17 protein-coding genes and 1 pseudogene are annotated in these 17389 nt (G+C 59.1%); 12 read left to right on the top strand and 6 right to left on the bottom strand.

Translation table 11 applies throughout. From position 1 onward, the window contains the following. The first annotated feature begins 82 nt into the window (after positions 1–82). Positions 83–856 (top strand): hypothetical protein, encoded by a 774-nt coding sequence (locus tag GA0061103_RS29800; RefSeq protein WP_141694482.1) that lies wholly within the window; start codon positions 83–85, stop codon positions 854–856. A gap of 77 nt (positions 857–933) precedes the next feature. Here GA0061103_RS29800 and GA0061103_RS29805 read toward each other — a convergent pair whose 3' ends face one another. Beyond that, complete coding sequence (locus tag GA0061103_RS29805; RefSeq protein WP_092718043.1) at positions 934–2073, bottom strand: RHE_PE00001 family protein; 1140 nt, start codon at positions 2071–2073, stop codon at positions 934–936. Positions 2074–2242: 169 nt separating this feature from the next. On the opposite strand from GA0061103_RS29805, the gene GA0061103_RS29810 reads away from it, so the two are divergent. After that, positions 2243–2530 carry a DUF7673 family protein gene (locus GA0061103_RS29810; protein WP_092718047.1) on the top strand — a complete coding sequence of 96 codons (288 nt, stop codon included), beginning with the start codon at positions 2243–2245 and terminating at the stop codon, positions 2528–2530. Next, positions 2530–3684, top strand: coding sequence for a site-specific integrase (locus GA0061103_RS29815; protein WP_092718050.1), 1155 nt, complete (start codon positions 2530–2532; stop codon positions 3682–3684). The genes GA0061103_RS29810 and GA0061103_RS29815 overlap by 1 nt, the downstream gene beginning before the upstream one ends. Positions 3685–3794: 110 nt before the next feature. Here GA0061103_RS29815 and GA0061103_RS29820 read toward each other — a convergent pair whose 3' ends face one another. Continuing rightward, the gene (locus tag GA0061103_RS29820; protein ID WP_092718053.1) at positions 3795–4706 is read right to left on the bottom strand and encodes a LysR family transcriptional regulator; all 912 of its coding nucleotides are present in this window, start codon (positions 4704–4706) and stop codon (positions 3795–3797) included. A gap of 102 nt (positions 4707–4808) precedes the next feature. On the opposite strand from GA0061103_RS29820, the gene GA0061103_RS29825 reads away from it, so the two are divergent. Both GA0061103_RS29825 and GA0061103_RS29830 read left to right on the top strand, forming a co-directional pair. Further along, positions 4809–5132 carry a nuclear transport factor 2 family protein gene (locus tag GA0061103_RS29825; RefSeq protein ID WP_245304903.1) on the top strand — a complete coding sequence of 108 codons (324 nt, stop codon included), beginning with the start codon at positions 4809–4811 and terminating at the stop codon, positions 5130–5132. Next, a pseudogene (locus GA0061103_RS29830) lies at positions 5129–5916 on the top strand (SDR family oxidoreductase). Before GA0061103_RS29825 ends, GA0061103_RS29830 begins: the two are co-directional and overlap by 4 nt. Before the next feature lie 206 nt (positions 5917–6122). Here the strand turns inward: GA0061103_RS29830 and GA0061103_RS29835 are convergent. Further along, entirely contained in the window at positions 6123–6254 is a 132-nt protein-coding gene (locus tag GA0061103_RS29835) for an SDR family oxidoreductase (RefSeq protein WP_425349561.1), read from the bottom strand. Positions 6255–7497: 1243 nt separating this feature from the next. Here GA0061103_RS29835 and repA point away from each other — a divergent pair. The 3 genes from repA to repC all read left to right on the top strand — a co-directional run bounded on the left by repA (position 7498) and on the right by repC (position 11232). Next, positions 7498–8715 carry a plasmid partitioning protein RepA gene (gene repA, locus GA0061103_RS29845; protein ID WP_092718062.1) on the top strand — a complete coding sequence of 406 codons (1218 nt, stop codon included), beginning with the start codon at positions 7498–7500 and terminating at the stop codon, positions 8713–8715. After that, positions 8712–9737 (top strand): plasmid partitioning protein RepB, encoded by a 1026-nt coding sequence (gene repB / locus GA0061103_RS29850; protein WP_167376670.1) that lies wholly within the window; start codon positions 8712–8714, stop codon positions 9735–9737. Before repA ends, repB begins: the two co-directional genes overlap by 4 nt. Positions 9738–9891: 154 nt before the next feature. After that, positions 9892–11232, top strand: coding sequence for a plasmid replication protein RepC (repC, locus tag GA0061103_RS29855; RefSeq protein ID WP_092718068.1), 1341 nt, complete (start codon positions 9892–9894; stop codon positions 11230–11232). A 149-nt stretch (positions 11233–11381) separates the two neighbouring features. On the opposite strand, the gene GA0061103_RS34860 is transcribed toward repC, so the two are convergent. Beyond that, positions 11382–11615: a hypothetical protein gene (locus GA0061103_RS34860; RefSeq protein ID WP_141694483.1), complete on the bottom strand. Its 234-nt coding sequence runs from the start codon at positions 11613–11615 to the stop codon at positions 11382–11384. 445 nt (positions 11616–12060) lie between these two features. On the opposite strand from GA0061103_RS34860, the gene GA0061103_RS29865 reads away from it, so the two are divergent. The 3 genes from GA0061103_RS29865 (at position 12061) to GA0061103_RS29875 (ending at position 13581) form a co-directional block, all read left to right on the top strand. Next, positions 12061–12321 carry a hypothetical protein gene (locus GA0061103_RS29865; RefSeq protein ID WP_092718075.1) on the top strand — a complete coding sequence of 87 codons (261 nt, stop codon included), beginning with the start codon at positions 12061–12063 and terminating at the stop codon, positions 12319–12321. Between the two features lie 74 nt (positions 12322–12395). Beyond that, on the top strand, positions 12396–12977 hold the full coding sequence (locus tag GA0061103_RS29870) for a hypothetical protein (protein WP_092718078.1): 582 nt from the start codon (positions 12396–12398) through the stop codon (positions 12975–12977). A 34-nt stretch (positions 12978–13011) separates the two neighbouring features. Continuing rightward, the gene (locus GA0061103_RS29875; protein WP_092718080.1) at positions 13012–13581 is read left to right on the top strand and encodes a hypothetical protein; all 570 of its coding nucleotides are present in this window, start codon (positions 13012–13014) and stop codon (positions 13579–13581) included. 223 nt (positions 13582–13804) lie between these two features. On the opposite strand, the gene GA0061103_RS29880 is transcribed toward GA0061103_RS29875, so the two are convergent. Continuing rightward, positions 13805–14422 (bottom strand): hypothetical protein, encoded by a 618-nt coding sequence (locus tag GA0061103_RS29880; RefSeq protein ID WP_208603584.1) that lies wholly within the window; start codon positions 14420–14422, stop codon positions 13805–13807. A gap of 285 nt (positions 14423–14707) precedes the next feature. Next, positions 14708–15010: an integration host factor subunit beta gene (locus GA0061103_RS29890; RefSeq protein ID WP_092718086.1), complete on the bottom strand. Its 303-nt coding sequence runs from the start codon at positions 15008–15010 to the stop codon at positions 14708–14710. A gap of 207 nt (positions 15011–15217) precedes the next feature. On the opposite strand from GA0061103_RS29890, the gene GA0061103_RS29895 reads away from it, so the two are divergent. Then, positions 15218–17350, top strand: a complete 2133-nt coding sequence (locus tag GA0061103_RS29895; RefSeq protein WP_092718089.1) for a ParB/RepB/Spo0J family partition protein — start codon at positions 15218–15220, stop codon at positions 17348–17350. The last annotated feature ends 39 nt before the right edge of the window (positions 17351–17389 follow it).

Genomic DNA, 17389 nt, shown 5'->3' on the forward strand with positions numbered 1-17389 from the left:
GGATTCCTACTGCAACGATTCAAAGTTGTATTTCGCGCTTGCTTGCCATACGTTCCCCGGAGGGGATTTGTGGGGCCAAGTAATGCGCACAATGATTGTGACGCTGAGCGCGACCGCGCTCATGCTAAGCGGCTGTGTTAGCGCCGAACGATCGGCCGCATCCTTCAACGAAAACCAAGGCGTCACTATTGCCGACGTTGCCGGTTCTATTAAGTGCGCGTTCTCGGAAGCGTTGCGCCGAGAGCAGGGTAAGGATAAGCGCCTTCAACGCCTGAACGGCCGCGTCGCCGCTATCGAATTGACCCTAAAAGTAATTGATACGTCGGCATATGGTGGGAGTGTTGAGGCGAAGGCCGCAGGCCCGTTCCTCGTAACCACTTCCACAGGGGTCGGCAGCATCACCCCAAGCATCGGAGGATCTAGGACGCTCACCAACACCATTCAGACCGTTGTCAAATACAGGCTTGGGCTGGAGTATGCCACCGAAGACCATCTCTGTGAGGCCATCGCGAAGAATCAAAAGATCGACTACGGATTCTCCACTTGGCTTTCTACACTGATTGAAGGCTTGGACAGTTATGCACTCTACAAGCCCGCAGGCATCGTTGACAGCGCCGAATACGATGGAAACTTCCAGATCGTCAGAAAAACCAACGGAGGGGTCAAGTTCGACATTGTGTTCGTCGGTGGGGACGTGACTGCTTCCGCAGACAATGACTACACACAACACATCAAGATGACAATCCAGCCGGCGTCAAACGCTGTACCCTTCCCTCATCCCGGTGATCCAGGCGTAGGCCCGAAGATCATCATACCAAGTCGAGGTTTGGGGCCTGCGCCGATCTACATCTACTAACGGCTCTGCCTAACCTGACGATACCCAAGCGTTGGGACGAGGCCACCATTTCCCTCCGCAACGATGTCGTTACAGAACTAAATCAACCCCCACGCCCGGAACCTCCCCCTCCCCGTCATCTCCCTCAGCCCGAGTCCCAAAACAATCCGCCGCGCCGCCTGCGGCGTGACGTCCAGCGTCTTCGCCACCATGCCGGCCGATACGAGCGGTTTCGCCATGACGAGGTCGACCAGCTCCGGCATTTTTGAAGACGTCCGCCGTCCTTCGAGTTTTCTCTCGAACAGGGTTCGCGCCAGCACCAGCCGGTCATGTTCTTTCAGACCGAGCTCGGCGGCCGCTAGAAGCCCGTGCGCGATCGCGAGCAGCCGGGTCTCCCGATCACGATGCCGACGCCGATCGACGGGAATGGTTTTGAGGCCAAGGTTGATGGCGGCCAGATGGGCGCCTGACGTGATGCCGGCCTGGCGCAGGATAGAGGCGCAAAACAGCCGGCCAAGCCAAGGCGCGTGCTGCAGGACGGAGAGTTCGTTCCAGGCATCGAGGGCAACGATCGCCTGCAGCACCGCCGGCAACTCGTTGGCCCGGCGCAGCACGCCACGCCATTCGTCGAGCCGGGCATCCTCGTCCCAGTCGAGGTCATAGACGAAAGGATCTCGTTCGCGGGTATCACCGCGACCGGGCCGCTTCGCCTGCTCGATCGCTGCCTCCGATCGGGCGAGCACCGCATCGATGGCGGCATAATCGACACCGGGGAGATTTCCGATGTCGTCGGTATCTTCCCCCTCCCCTTCCGGATCGCTTGCGACCGCGCGTTGGACGGTACCGATCGCCTGCGCATCATCCGCATCGGCCGATGTAATCTCCGCGGTCTTTCTGAGAGTGCGTACGCCATCGGCGGATAATGCCCAGCCAGGGGACTGGCCAGAAATGCGCCGGCGGGTGCGCAGCACGTCGCGGGCGATTGTCAGTTCGTGGGTCGGCGTGCGAATATCGCGGGTCGCGTCGTGGAGGACGAGATCTTCGAGATGGACGAGCTCGCCGTCGATCCACAGCGAGGCGCACGCATCGGTAAAATGCATGCGTTCGATCCAGCCGGCGCCGACCGGTGAACGGGCGATCCGCTCGTCCAAACGCGTCAGAGCAGCACCCGCGTCGAAAGCCGGTCGCATCAGGGCTGTCATGCTGATTTTCGCGAGATCGTAAGCCATTGAAATCATGATAAATGATTTTCTAAAAGAACTCTATCTGAATATTGCAGTTCCTCACATGGTACGGTTTTGGGTTGGCATATCTACCATCGATAACAAACGTTTATCGATGGTAGATTGACAGAGGCTCCGAATCCCTCGAATCTGAGCAAATACCGCTCCGCAAAGGCCTTTTTCCATGGAAGACCGCGTCCGCTTCGCCCTCGAAAAGCTGCTCAACGTCGCGCACGGCGATACCGGGCAAAGCCGCCGTGTCGCCAACTTCTTGCTGGCTTGGTGGAATGCCGAGGTGCATGGCGGCTTCGACCTAACCGACCTGGCCGATCTCGATCCGGAGATCTGCGAGGACATGATCACCGTTTTCACCTTCATCGCCCGCGAGGAGACGCTGTCCTATCCGGATGCCTACAAGCCGGAGATTATCCAGATCATCCGCCGCTGGCGGCCTCATGTCGAGATCGACTGATGGCAGTTCCAAGCAAATCCGCCACCCAGTCCGCCGTCGAGCGCCGCGCCGAAGAACTCGACACTATCGCCTCTGTCATGCCGATGGAACGCCGCGACGAGCTCGCCGAGCTGCTCACCGACCAGGATGTCGAGACGCTGCGCCACCTCGTCAACCAGGGCATGGGCGACAACACGCTGCGGGCCCTCACCTCCGATCTCGCCTATCTCGAAGCCTGGGGCTTGGCCGCGACAGGAAAATCTCTGCCCTGGCCGGCGCCTGAAGCCCTGCTCCTGAAGTTCGTCGCCCATCACCTTTGGGATCCTGAGAAGCGCGCGGCCGACCCCGATCACGGCATGCCGGCCGAGGTCGACGATAAGCTCCGCCACCAGGGCTTTCTAAAAGCCGTCGGCCCGCACGCGCCGGCTACGGTGCGCCGGCGGCTGGCAAACTGGTCGACGCTGACGAAATGGCGAGGCCTCGACGGCGCCTTCGCCTCCCCTGCCCTCAAATCAGCCATCCGTCTGGCCGTGCGCGCGGTCCCGAGGACCCGGCGTCGCAAGAGCGCCAAGGCGGTTACCGGCGACGTGCTGGCAAAACTGTTGGCCACGTGCGCGACCGACAGCCTGCGTGATCTGCGCGACCGGGCGATCCTGATGGTCGCCTTTGCCTCCGGCGGCCGCCGGCGTAGCGAGATCGCCAAGTTGCACGTCGAGCAACTGACCGTCGAGCCGCCGATCGAGGTGGCCGACGGCCCTCCCCTCCCCTCTCTGGCCATTCATCTCGGACGTACCAAAACGACGAACGGCGAGCAGGACGACGTCGTCTATCTGACGGGGCGGCCTGTCGAGGCGTTAAATGCTTGGCTGGCGGGGACGAAGATCGACAAGGGCAGCGTGTTTCGGGGGATCGGGCGTTGGGGAACCGTATCAAGACGAGCGCTCGATCCGCAGTCGATCAATGCGATTCTGAAGCTGCGGGCAGAGATGGCTGGGTTGGAGCCTATGGAATTCTCCGCACACGGGCTGCGGTCCGGATACCTCACCGAAGCTGCCAACCGCGGCATTCCCCTTCCCGAAGCGATGGAGCAGTCAAGGCATCGCTCGGTTCAACAAGCCTCGAGCTATTACAATAGCGCGACTCGGCGCAGCGGCAGGGCAGCTCGGCTTCTCTGATGGCCGAAATCGCCCACGAACGATCCCTGGCCGTCGGAAAATTGGGCGCAAAACCGCGACTTTTCGAGGTGGATGCCGAGCGACCTCGGCACTTCTGACGTTCAGCAGGCTCAACGCTGTGCGAGCCGCCCGGCCGCGTAGTCGCGCGCAAGCCCGATGAAGGCCTGGAAGGCTGCAGAGGAATTGCGCCGATTATAATAATAGAGGCACAGCGGCACGAGCGGCGGTGTCCAGTCTTCGAGAATGCGTACGAGTCGCCCCGCAGCAATGTCTTCGCGGACATCGGCTTCCATGAAATAGCCGATCCCCACGCCGTTCATCACCGCGATCCGCGCCAGGGATGCCTCGTCAAGAGTGATCGGCCCCTCGACGTCGAGCTGCAGTTCTTCGGCGCCCTTCTCGAACCGCCATCGGAACAACGAGCCATCGGGAAGCCGCACGCGAACGCAGGGGTAAGAAAGCAGGTCCTGCGGCACTCGGGGGATAGCCCTGTTTTCGAAAAAGGCGGGCGATGCCGCAACCGCCATGCGTCGCATCTGACCCAGCGGTATGGCGATCGCGTCGCTGGGCACCAGATCCGCGCTGCGCACGCCCAGATCGAAGCCCGCTGCCACGACGTCAACAAGCCGCCCCTCCGTGACGATGTCTATATGAACCTGCGGATATAGCTTCAGATAGCTCAGGACCAGCGGCGCCATAATCTCGCGCGCCGCGGTCGCGAAAGCATTGATGCGTAAGATCCCAGACGGCGTGTCCTGCTGGGAGCGCGCCGTGTTCATCGCTTTCTGGATGCCATCAAGCGCTGGCTTGATCTGTGCGACGAAGATCCTCCCCGCATAGGTGAGCGAGACGCTGCGCGTGGTGCGATTGAATAACCGCACGTCAAGCTCCCGTTCGAGCTTGCCCACCGCGTTGCTGATAGCAGTGGTCGACATGCCGAGTTCGAGCGCCGCCGCTCGAAACGAGCCGCACCGAACAATGGCGAGAACGGCCTCAAGTTCGATCAGCGAATAACGAGTCATTGTCCCGATTTTCGTAATGCCCCATGCCGGTTTGTCTCGCTTATCGGGCGAAAAGTCCATGACTAAGTTTGCCTCATCACCATCAAGGAGATGAAGATGTCAATGAACCTACCCAAGCCGATTGCCGACTATGTCGAGGCAAATGCCCGTCTCGATATCGACGGCATGATGAAGCCGTTCCTGCAAGATGCCGTCTTCATCGACAACGGCAAGCGCTACGAGGGGGTGGCTGAGATACGAAAGCTGCTCAAGGATGAAGCAATCGCGGTCAAGGCGATCTTCGAGCCCGATGCTGTTCGGGAGGAAGATGGCGATGTCGTGCTCGAAGGCCCCGCCCATGGAGACTTTCCCGGCAGCCCGATCCGCTTCACCTATCGCTTTGAGCTGGCCAACAACGCCATCAAGACCCTGGAGACGACAGTATGAACATCAAGGCAGATCCAACCGAATTCGCCGGCAAGCGCATACTCGTCAGCGGGGCACCAAGGGGCTGGGCCGCGCGACGGTCGAGCGCTTCCTTGCCGGCGGCGCCCGTGTTGTCACCGCCGCCCGCACGATCAAGGATCCCATCGAGGGCGTGGAATATGCTCAGGCCGACTTGACCACTGCGGAGGGTAGCGAAGCGCTAGCCAGGGTGGCAATCGAGCGGCTGGGCGGCATTGACATCCTTGCCCATGTTATCGGTGGCTCGGCTTCGCCGGCGGGTGGTTTCGCCGCGCTGACGGATGACCACTGGCTCGCCGAACTGAACCTCAACCTGCTGGCGACCGTCCGGCTCGATCGCTTGTTGATCCCGCAGATGCTTGAGCGGGGCAAGGGCGCTGTCGTGCACATCACCTCAATTCAGTCCGTCCTGCCGCTGCCTGAATCCACGACAGCATACGCCGCGGCGAAGGCGGCGCTCAGAACCTACAGCAAGTCGATCTCGAAAGAACTCGGTCCCAAGCGCGTCCGCGTCAATTCCGTCTCGCCTGGCTGGATCATGACCGATGCCACCGGAGACTTTCTCGAAATGCTTCGGAATGCCAATGGCGGCACGATCGAGGATGCGCGGCAGTCGGTGCTCGATGCCTTAGGCGGGATCTCGATCGGGCGCGGAGCCGAGCCTGAGGAGGTGGCCGACCTTATCGCCTATCTCGCCTCCGACCGTGCGGCTGCGATCCACGGCGCTGAGTTTGTCATCGATGGCGGGACGATCAAAACGGTATAAGGGCGGCTCCTCGGCGCTCGCTCAAGCGCGGACGCCGGGAGCTGGCCTGGCCTTGCCAACGGATAAAGTCGCCACGGATTGGCCGCCCTCCTGACCGGCATTTGTCAACAGCTGCTATCAGGCAAGGCTGATCGGAATATCCCGGCCAGGCAGTCGATCAGGGGCTGGTCGAGGGCGTGCCCTCGGCCTCACCGAGACCGCGATCCCTACTGTCGCATCCAGCCGCCACCGACGACAAGCGTCTGGCCGGCCACAAAGCGGGCGCCGTCGCTGGTTAGGAATGCCACCGGTCCGGCGATATCGGCAGGCGTGCCCAAACGCTTGATCGCCTGCTGCATGAACGGGAAGCTCAATAAAGCCTAGCGTGGACGCGATGAGCGCACAGCACAGGCCGTACAGCGCCTCTATAGCTGGTTCTCAGCTGAGAACTTATCGGATTTTCTGTGAGCCGTTGCATGAGGCGCGGAGGTTGTTGAACCCCGACTCTTCGACTGCCTATAAAAGTTCTTAGCTGAGAACTTGCAGGTGCCCGCACGATGTGCCCGTCGATGAAAAAGGAAGAGCTGACCATGGGCGCCGCACCATCACATGGAACCGCTGTGGTATTTCCCGCGGTCCGCCATCCGACTTAGCCCTCAGCCTGGCCGAAGACCCCACACACACGAGACATTAGCATCAGACAATGGCATGCCGCAGCATCACCTGGAGTTTAAATTAATCACTCCACCGTACCACATCGTCAGGTTAATCCTGTCGCCGCAGCCCCATGCAACCAAGCTGGGTTCCCACATTTCTCCCAGCCAAAAGTGTAAGAATGTTAATGCGGCGGAGAGAACTCATCACGAAAAAGGCCATCACCGTAGCCGAATCGACAGAAACGAAAGAGCCGGCCGCCGCCGCCATCTACTCAGAACGTGCCAAGCAGCCCCCGCGTTGAAAAAGGTCTTGACTGGCGTTCACTGAATTTTCACCGCGTAAGGCAAAGCTGGCCTCCGCCGGCTCACGTGCGCTGTATCGGAGGTGAACCACAATCGCCGTCACAATACATCCAGTCATTGTAGTCATCATATGCTCTGGAGCGCCAGCCTCCTAGGACCCACCACGTCCGTTAACCCATTGCTTGGCCACCGGCGCCCGCTCGTTGCTGCGAGCCGCGATTGCAGGGAGCCGCGTATTCGCAGAGGCACTCGTTTCGGCGAGCCGCTCCCGCCAACGGACATGGACACGTTATGTCGGCAACTTGACCGGCTAGGCTACCTTTTTGCCGCCGATGTCGTTGCAACCGAACCTCGGGCTTCGCTACCGAGCTCGCGGGTACTTCACAAAGATTTCCATGATCGCGCCATCCGTTTCCTGAGGATCCAGCGCTGTAGCCGATTGATTTCTGCTCTTATCTGCGGGGAGGGGAGGGAAATCAGCTAAGAATTCTGGGATGGTCTGTGGCGATTCGGGCATCTCAATATCTAGCTCACCGTTAAGCGATTGCGTTAACCTTCCGTTAACCCAATTTCCCTTGACCGCGATACCGACTCGGATCATTTTTACGCTCAATTGTCGATTTCACCTGATTGAGCGTTTAAAATGAATTCAGTCGCAACTCACTCTCTGGCGCGTGCATCGGCTGTCCCGTCGCTAACCCGCCTTATCGAGGCCGACGCTGATCTCCTCAGCGCCCAACTCCAGCAGCTGCGGGCGCGCGCGTTTCCGCCGACCGCCGAAAAGCAACTTCGCAAGTTCATGGCCGGAGAAGCTGCAAAGCTGATCGGAATCAGTGATGCCTACCTTCGCCTTCTGGCGTCGGAAGGCAATATCCCAGACGCGGAAAAGAACGGCGCCGGACGGCGCCTCTACTCACTTGAACAGATCCATGAAATCCGTCGTTACTTGAGCGCCAACAAGAAAGGGTATTCACCGCAGCGAACGGACAACGAAGCCCTGCAAGTGATTGCGGTCACCAATTTCAAGGGCGGCTCCGGCAAGACCACTACAGCCGCGCACCTTGCGCAATATTTTGCGCTTCGCGGCTATCGGACGCTGGCCATCGATCTCGACCCCCAAGCGTCGCTTTCCGCGTTGTTCGGCATCCAGCCCGAATTCGATCTAGCCGCCAACGAAACCATGTACGGCGCCATTCGCTACGATCAGCACCAGCGCCCACTCAGCGATATCATCCGGAAAACCTACTTCACCGGCCTCGATATCGTCCCGGGCAACCTGGAACTGCAGGAATTCGAGCACGACACCCCTCGCATGCTGAGCGAGAGGTCTCGCAACCGCGACCAGATGTTCTTCACGCGCATCGCGACATCACTTGCCTCCGTCGACAAGGACTACGACGTCGTTATTCTCGATTGCCCCCCGTCACTTGGATTTCTGACACTCTCGGCGCTTTGTGCGGCACGCAGCGTTGTCGTCACCATCCATCCGCAAATGTTGGATGTCGCCTCCATGTCGCAATTCCTGCACATGACAGCCGGCCTATTCAACGTTGTCGAAAACGCCGGCGGCAATGCGGAATACGATTTCTTTCGCTACGCCGTGACGCGCTATGAACCCAGCGACGGTCCTCAGGGCCAAATTGTTGGCTTGCTGAAGAGTCTATTCGGCGACCGAGTACTGACCAATGCCATGGTGAAATCCGCTGCGATCTCCGATGCCGGTATCACCAAGCAAACGCTATACGAGGTCGGTCGGGAAAACTTTACCCGCGCGACCTACGACCGGGCGATTGAATCTCTCGACAGCATGAACGGCGAAATCGAAATGCTCGTCAAGCAGGCATGGGGGCGCAAGACATGAGCAGACGAAGCGACCAGCTCAAGAATTTCCTCGAGCCGATTCAGCCCGTTTCCGCCGCAGAACCTGCTACGCGCTCAAAGCCGGCTGTACAGTCGGGCGCGCTTAATTCGATGAATCGGGCCATTGCCAACCTTGCCACTGAGGCCGAAGAGGCGGAACGACTGCGCGCCCAACTCGAAGCGGGCGAAACGATCGTCGAACTTGCACCGGAAGTCATTCACCGATCGTTCGTTAAGGACCGCCTTGACGACTTTACGGGCCCAAGTTTCATTGAGTTGCGCGAGAGCATCCGCACCAGCGGACAGATCGTCCCTGTTCTGGTTCGCCCGCATCAGGACAAAGCTGGCGAATATCAGCTAGCGTTTGGGCATAGACGCTTGGAGGCTCTACGGCAAATCGGGGCCAAGGTTAAAGCCATTGTCAGGCCCCTCTCAGACGAAGACCTTATCGTCGCGCAAGGCAAGGAAAACACAGACCGTCTCGATCTGTCCTTCATCGAAAAGGCCCTCTTTGCGCTCCGTCTTGAAGAGATGGGGGTTCGCCGCCAGGTGATTATGGACGCGCTGACGACAACATCGAAAGGTGTGCTGTCAGGAATGATCTCGCTTGCAAATTCCATCCCAGCCGAACTGATCGAAGCCATCGGACCGGCTCCCTCCATCGGAAGGCCGCGCTGGGAAACCTTCGCACGGCTTCTCACGGACACAAGAAGCGACAAGGTTTGGCGTCAGCTGATCGACCAGGAAGCTTTCCGCGCCCGCTCAAGCGATGCCCGTTTCGAGACTATTCTGAAGGCTTTGGCCCCGCAAAGGTCTACCGAGGGCGAGGAGCTTGTCGTCGAGACCAAGGAGGGTCGCAGGATTGCAACCGCGCAGTTCGCGAAGCGTGCCGTGAAGGTGACAATTCAAACGAAGGATGCTCCGAATTTCGCGGAGTTTCTTCTGCGCAAGCTGCCGGACATTTACGCCGCCTACGTCTCGGAAGGGACAACAGGCACCGTTGAAACAGAAAAACAGGAGTAGGATGCAAAAGAAAAAGGCCCCCAAGCGGTGAACCGTGGAAGCCTCTCTCGTATTCCGTGACAAGATCGAGAATCGCATTTCCATGAATCCTAGTCAAGAGTCTTGGCACCGATTTTGGTGAGCGGATTTCTTTTGCCTTTTTTAAGGTGAAGAAATGGATCGTGGACATATCACAACGCCGTTTGGGCGGTCGATGACGTTTGCCTTATTGGCAAGGCAGCGACAAATTGACGAAGCACCACCGGAAACCAAGCGCAACAAGTGGAAGCTTTTCAGGGCTGTCTGCGAAGCCAGAGAGGAATTGAATGTGTCGGACCGATCTCTCTCGGTCCTCGACGCTCTTCTGTCTTTCTACCCGTCCGATGATCTTGTGCCTCAGAACGATCTGATCGTCTTTCCATCGAACGCACAGCTTTCAATACGCGCAAGGGGAATGACAGCAGCAACCTTGAGACGCCATCTTGCCGCGCTCGTCGACGCGGGGCTCATCCTTCGTAAAGACAGCGCTAATGGAAAACGCTTTGCTCGGCGGAGCAGAGCAGGCGAGATCAACGAAGCGTTCGGCTTCAATTTGGCCCCACTCCTTTCGCGCGCAACGGAAATAGAGACGATTGCAGCGCAAATCGCGGCTGATCGAGAACTTTTCCAGTCAACGAGAGAGCGGATCACTCTATGCCGGCGCGACATCATCAAGTTCATCCAACTCGCAAAAGATGGGTGCGTCGACGGTGACTGGGAAGGTCTTCACGGCCGGTTTCGCTCCTTCCTTACAACCTTGCCACGTCGGCCGTCCCTTGAGGAACTCGAGCTCTTGCTGAACCGCCTAAGCGAGCTTCGCACGGTAATCGTCAAACTCCTGAACGATCACGATAAAACCCAAAATTTGCGCGCCAGAGAGTCCCAGAATGAGCGCCACATACAGGATTCACAAACACATTCCTTTTCTGAATCTGAAGCAATCCATGACGCGGGACCTTGCATGACTTTTCGGTCTGGGCATCTGGCTGACGCAACCTCGCCAGAGCAACCAGCCTCCAGCCCCGCCGCAGACGAGACGCAGTTCAAAAAACCGACCCTTCCGCTGGATATCGTGCTTCGCGCCTGCGACGAAATTCATGCCTATGGGCCGGGCGGAGCGATTAGAACCTGGCGAGACCTCCTGACAGCCACCTCTGTCTTACGAACGATGCTTCAGATTAGTCCGTCGGCCTTCCATCAAGCCTGTGCTGTCATGGGGCACGAAAACGCCAGTGCGGCGGTCGCTTGCATCTTCGAACGGGGAGGAAACATCGTCTCAGCCGGCGCTTATCTGCGCGATCTCACCAGACGTGCCGCACAGCGGCAGTTTACGATTAAACCCATGGTATCGGCGCTTCTCCAGTCAAAGGCTAGGGCAGCAGCGTCTTGCGCATTGGCGGTCAGCAATCCTGATCTGACGAGACCCCAATCGCCAAGTTCTGGTTCCACGGGATTAAGCACTGGGTACATGGGATGAATGCAAAACCGTTCAGGCGAGCCCGAGATCGGTTTTCGCGTCGGAGCCAGTCCGGTCGCCATCCGCAGGCGCGTGTGTTGCAACTTCAAGTGAGTGGCATGTCCATGTGCGCCAGCATCTCGCGGGCCGATAGGATCTGCGTTTGGACGTCATCTGTTCCATTCGTCAGCACCTGGATCCGCGAGCGCGCCAATACCGCCTTTTTTGGACATGGATCGTTGCCTCAGCAAGGTATCGTAACGATCCCGCATACCATCGGCTTCGATCTCGCCGGCGATCCACAGTTCTACTACCGCCATGAATTCGAGATCGTCGTCGATTGGCGTGCCCCGAGCTCTCGCCCTGGCGATCACTTGCTCGGCAATCGATCTTCGTGATGTCATCTCGTCCCCTCGCTCCAATGAAGAGCCCCGACGACGAGATAGCAATCGTCGGCTTTTCGATCCACTTTAAACAAGGTTACTGACACGACATATGCGCACAACTCCCTGCTTCGATGAATTCGAGCGCGTGTGAAGGGGTGCTCCCCAACGGTCGAGCCCCGGGTCATAGGGCAGGGACCCTTTATCGGTCCATCGTCGTTGGCTGACGCGACCGCGTCGCCTTCGCCCGGAGCCGCTGAAAGGCCCACGCAAGCTGTTGTTGACACTGTACCAGAGCTTGACCGAAATGGATTCGGCCGCAAAGGAGATCATAATGGCTGACGCCGACAATTAGACTGACCAGACCGAGACTGCAGGGGCTGCAACCCAGGCTTCGCCTGTCAAGAAGACGCGTGCCCCGCGGCAGAAGAAGATTACCGCAGCGGCTCAAGATACTGGCACGGAAATGGCCACGTCGCCGGCGGGCGCGGTCAAGTCAGGTCGCGGTCGTGGCAAAAGCGCCAAAATCGTCGCTGCCAAGCCCGATGCTGCTGCAAAAGCCACGCGAACGGCGCGCGTGCCAAAGGCTGGCGCGCCCTCAGAGCCGGCCCCTGTCGCAGCCCTTGATGAGCTCGAAGATCTCATCAAGCTGGAAGAAGAAAACCGGGATCTGCGCAAAAAGCTCGAAGTAAGCCATCCACTAAAGAGTTCGCGCTTGCAGCGGTGACATTTGACTAATAAGGGGCGGGGAGACCTGTCAGCAATCGTCGCCATGCCCCTGTTTGCTTGAGGTTGAATCCTATGAGATCACCATGGCGTTTCCTCGCCGATTTGACGGCACGCCCCAAGCCGAAGCAACCGCTTCTTCCCGCACCGGTCCCCGAGTCGCCGACAGACGAGGCGAATGACGGACGCGCGTCAGTTTCAGCAGCCGGCTCGCTGGACCAGACCGATACGGCCGAGATAACCCAACTGGACGAAGCAGATCAGGCAGCGCCACCGGAGCTCGTCGCTGTGGTAGATGACAGAGCGCCCACTGCCGATGCCAGAGTATCTAATCCTCATCCTGATCCCTTGGAACTGGCAATGGACAAGCCAGCCACGGATGCGACGTCGACGCGTAGTGATGAAGCCATCGTGTCGAAGGCTGGCAAAAAGCGGGCAAAGCGTATAGAGCAAGGCCACGTCGAGCGGCCATCTTCGTCGGTCCTCCGACCGGATGACGTCAGCGAGCAGCCAGCCACTTCGGCGCGGCCTGCCTTCTTGGATGAGGTTTTGACCCTCGATGTCGAGATTGCCGATCTGAAGGTGGCGCTGGCTCAAAGGTTGAAACAGCAGAACGCTCAACTGCGCAGAATGCTTGAGCGGTTTGAAAACCGATAAGCCTGCCAGCCGGGCTTTCTAAAAGTGGAATTTTATGAAGACCCAGCAAAGACGTTTCGTTGTGGAGTTCAAGTCGAAGGGCCGCCGTTCTGTCGCGACCTCGGGATCGATCTGGGGCACGACGGACTTAAAAGCCCTGGCGCGCCAGGCTGCCAGCGTTGCGCCGCAATTGTTCGATGACGCCGGCGCGACCATTGACATCGCCACCGCTACGCCGACGCCTGTTTTGGCTCCCGTGCCGGTGGTGCCTACCGCCACCGGCGTTGAAAACATCGGATCCGCATCCGTTGGGCTTCAATCTGTTGAACCGATCGCGATCGCCCCTACGCCGGTCGAAGAACCTCGTCCATTTACAGCAGGAAACGCTGCCACTAGGTCCGAATCGTCTCGTGCCGTCAGGCACGTCGAACACAAGCTGCGTTCGCTTCAAAAACCTGTCACGACAGCGTTCAAGAACCCTGTCACGGCCTACGAGCCTTTGACCGATGAACTCGCCCTGCTCGAGCTCGAAAATCGACGACTAAAGTCATTGCTGATCGAGCGCCTTCGCCATGAGAACCGGCAGCTTCGGACAATGCTTGAGCGTTTCGGCGGCATTCATTGACGCGAGGGCGGAGGGTGTCATCGCTCTGACGCCTTTATCGAGGACGACTCGTTAAGACCCGGCCAGATCGTCCGTGGAGGCGAAAAGCCTCGCTTGTTAGCAAGCCAGGTGTTGTTTTGCACGTAATCGTAAGTATATGGCCGTTTATCCAGGGTTGGCAATTAACTTGACCTGGGAACCTACAATCCTTTCGCAGTGGTCAGGATCCAGTTCCTAGATTGGACTAAGATACTCCGGCAGTCAGATATTCAACGACGACCTCATTGTAGTCGCCGAAGGTGACTTCGCTCGGGTGCAACTGACGAGCCGCATAAATATCGGGAAGAACAGCATTGAAGCTTTCGAACTCCTCCGCGATTGCAATACCGCCCGGAACCTTCTGATCTCGGCTTTGCGTTCTCAACCACGTGGCGAGCTCGGTAATCAACCGTCGCGTATCTCCGCCATGCGCGTGGATATCCTGGCCGGCAATGTCGGATATAAATCGCTGAAAACGATACTGCTCGCGATCGAAAATGATGCAGGACTTGGAGCGATGCGCCGGCCCACCGTATTTTTTGGCCCCCAGAAAGACACCCAGCTCCAGCGGCATATTGAACCGCGGTAGCGGTGGATTGCCGTCCGTCTCCGTCCGAGAAATATCGTGGATGCCGTAGCGACATTCCTTGATGATCTGGCAGATCTTGTCGAAGCGGTTATCGGCGGAGTTGTCGGTTTCGAGCGCACATCGCGCAACGAAACCCGAGCGGATGACCGTAAAGACGATAGCGTAGAAAAAGTCGCGGTATTGGGCGTCAAACGGGCAGTTGACGAAGACGTCGCGGTTCACACCAGCTGCCATGCTGACTACTTGCTAGCCTGCGGTTCTGCAGCTTGGCCAGATATACCCTTACGCAGCTGCTCAATTGTCGCCTTGATTTCCTTCGACGTGAAGTGCGTCGGTTTTGTTTTCGGCGATAGGATGGTCACGCCATCAGAAAGCTTCCCGGCTGCCTTGTATGGAGCGGGTGCCTTGTTCGATTTGGTAGTCGTAGCAATGGCGCTTCTTTTCGTCATTGTACTTATATGAGCTTTCGGGTTCTGGAAGGCAAGCCGCTCATCACAGGGTAAGGCCGAAACTTTTGCGTTAACCGCCAGGCTCTAACCTCCTAGCTGAATTCAACCTGTCCTGCATCTCCTTGCCTGCCTTGAAGAAGGGTACCCATTTTTCTTCGACGAAAACTGACGTGCCGTCTTTTGGGTTGCGGCCCGAACGGGGTGCGCGATTGCGGACGGTAAATACTCCGAACCCGCGAAGCTCAACTCGGCCGCCTTGTTCCAGGGTTTCTGTGATTTCGTCGAGGATAGTGTCGACAATCCGCTCAGCATCGTTGTGATAGAGGTGAGGATTCCGACTGGCGATCAATGCAACGAGCTCGGACTTTATCATGTATGACCTCATCAAAAATGCATGGTGGTCGGCGCCTGAACGGGCAAGAGAGATAGAGGGTAAAACAGGCCCGATCAATTAGGCGGCGGAGATGATTTACGTTGGGGTCCAAGCGGGCGGCATAGAGGGAGAGGAGGGAAGGGGGGGGTTGTGGCGGATTAAGAGGGTTGGAGAGAGGCTCCAGCCGGTCCGTCATGGAGAGACGACATGGCTCAGGCCATCCAGAAAATCACCCTCAGTGCAGCCCGGGATATTCCCTTCAACAAGCTGGTGCTCAGCCAGCAGAACGTCCGCAAGATCAAGGCGGGCATCTCGATCGAGGATCTTGCCGAAGACATCGCCCATCGCGGGCTGCTCACCAGCCTCAACGTCCGCCCCGAACTCGACGGCGATGGCAACGAGACGGGCATTTACCGCATTCCCGCCGGCGGTCGCCGATATCGAGCCCTTGAGCGGCTGGTTGCGCAGAAGCGGCTGGCAAAAAACGCCGGCGTTCCCTGCATCGTCAGCAAGGGCGAAACCCTCGAGGTCGAGGACTCGCTCGCCGAAAACGTCCAGCGCGTGTCCCTGCATCCGCTCGATCAGTTCCGCGCCTTCCAGACCTTGCGCGAGCAGGGGCTCGGTGAGGAGGAGATCGCCGCACGTTTCTTCGTCTCGGTTGCAACGGTCAGGCAGCGGCTGCGGCTGGCCTCCGTCTCGCCGCGGCTCCTCGATCTGTATACCGAGGACGAGATCACGCTGGAGCAGATCATGGCGTTTTCAATCACCAACGATCATGTTCGCCAGGAGCAGGTCTGGGATACGGTCTCGCGCTCGCATAGCCGGGAGCCCTATTACATCCGGCGCTTACTGACCGAAACTGCGATCCGCGCCAGCGACCGCCGCGCCGTCTATGTCGGCATCGAAGCTTACGAGGCGGCGGGAGGCGTCACCATGCGCGATCTGTTCGACCAGGATCAGGGCGGCTGGCTGCAGGATCCGGCGCTGCTTGAGCAGCTCGTGATGGAAAAGCTGAAGGCCGACGCCGAGGCGCTCCGCGTGAGCGAAGGCTGGAAATGGGTCGAAGCGGCCTTCGACTTCCCATACGGCCACACGTCCGGCCTGCGCCGCTTCTTCGGCGAGCAAGCCGAAATGACGGAAGACGAACTGGCTCGCTATGATGCCACGCGTGCCGAATACGATAAGCTCGACGCAGAATATGCGGAGGCAGATGAGTACTCCGAAGCGACCGAACAAAAGCTGGAGGAACTCGGCAGCGAGCTCGACCGCCTCAACGACCGCCCGTACGTGTTCGATCCGCAGGAGGTGGCCCGCGGCGGTGTCTTCGTTTCGCTCGGCGTGGGTGGCGAGCTCAAGATCGAGCGAGGCTTCGTGCGGCCCGAGGACGAACGGAAGGATGAAGCCGATCCCTCGAGTGATGTCGGTCACGATCGCGACGATCATGGCAGTAGTCTCCCGGCAACCGGGGCCGCCGGCGGTGAGAACACCCAACCGGACGACGAGGACGAAACGGTCAAACCGCTTCCCGATCGCCTTGTCCTCGATCTGACGGCGGCGCGCACCGTTGCCTTGCGCAATGCGCTCGCGAACGATCCTGTCATCGCCTTCATCGCGGTCCTGCATGCCTTCGTCCTGAAGACCTTCTACGTCTACGGCTCGGATTCATGCCTCGAGGTGACAGTGCAGAGCGCTCGCTTCAGCCAGACGCCCGGCCTCGGCGATACGGTCTGGGCGAAGGAGATCGAGCAGCGGCAGGAAGCCTGGGGCCAGGATCTCCCCAAGGATCCGAACGATCTCTGGGATTTTCTGATCACGCTCGACGAGGTCAGCCGCCAGGCGCTGTTTGCCCATTGCGCCTCGCTATCGGTCAACGCGGTGATCGAACCATGGAACAAGCGCACCCGGGCGATCGCCCATGCCGAGCAGCTGGCCCGCTCGATCGGCTTCGACATGGTGGAAGCCGGCTGGACACCGACGGCCGACAACTATCTCGGCCGCGTCACCAAGGCGCGCATCCTGCAGGCTGTCCGGGAAGCCAAGGGTGACCAGGCAGCGGAGCTCATCGGTCATCTCAAGAAGACCGACATGGCCCGCGAGGCCGAGCGGCTGATGACAGGGGCCGGCTGGCTGCCGGAGCCGCTTTGCATGACGAGTGACGAGAGCATCGGCGAAAGCGAAGTCGTCGGAGATGATACCTCCGTCGGGTCCGACGAAGGGGAGATCATCTCCGGAACTCAGGACCTGCCGGCCTTCCTGCTCGACCAGCCGGAAACGTCGATCGATGACGCCGGCGATACCGAAAGCGGGATCGACGGCGAGCATCTCGCCGCCGCCGAATAGGTTCAACAGCATCCCATCAATCTGACCCGATCGCCATTG

It is taken from the genome of Martinezella multihospitum, from assembly GCF_900094585.1.
Taxonomy (GTDB): Bacteria; Pseudomonadota; Alphaproteobacteria; order Rhizobiales; family Rhizobiaceae; genus Rhizobium; species Rhizobium multihospitium.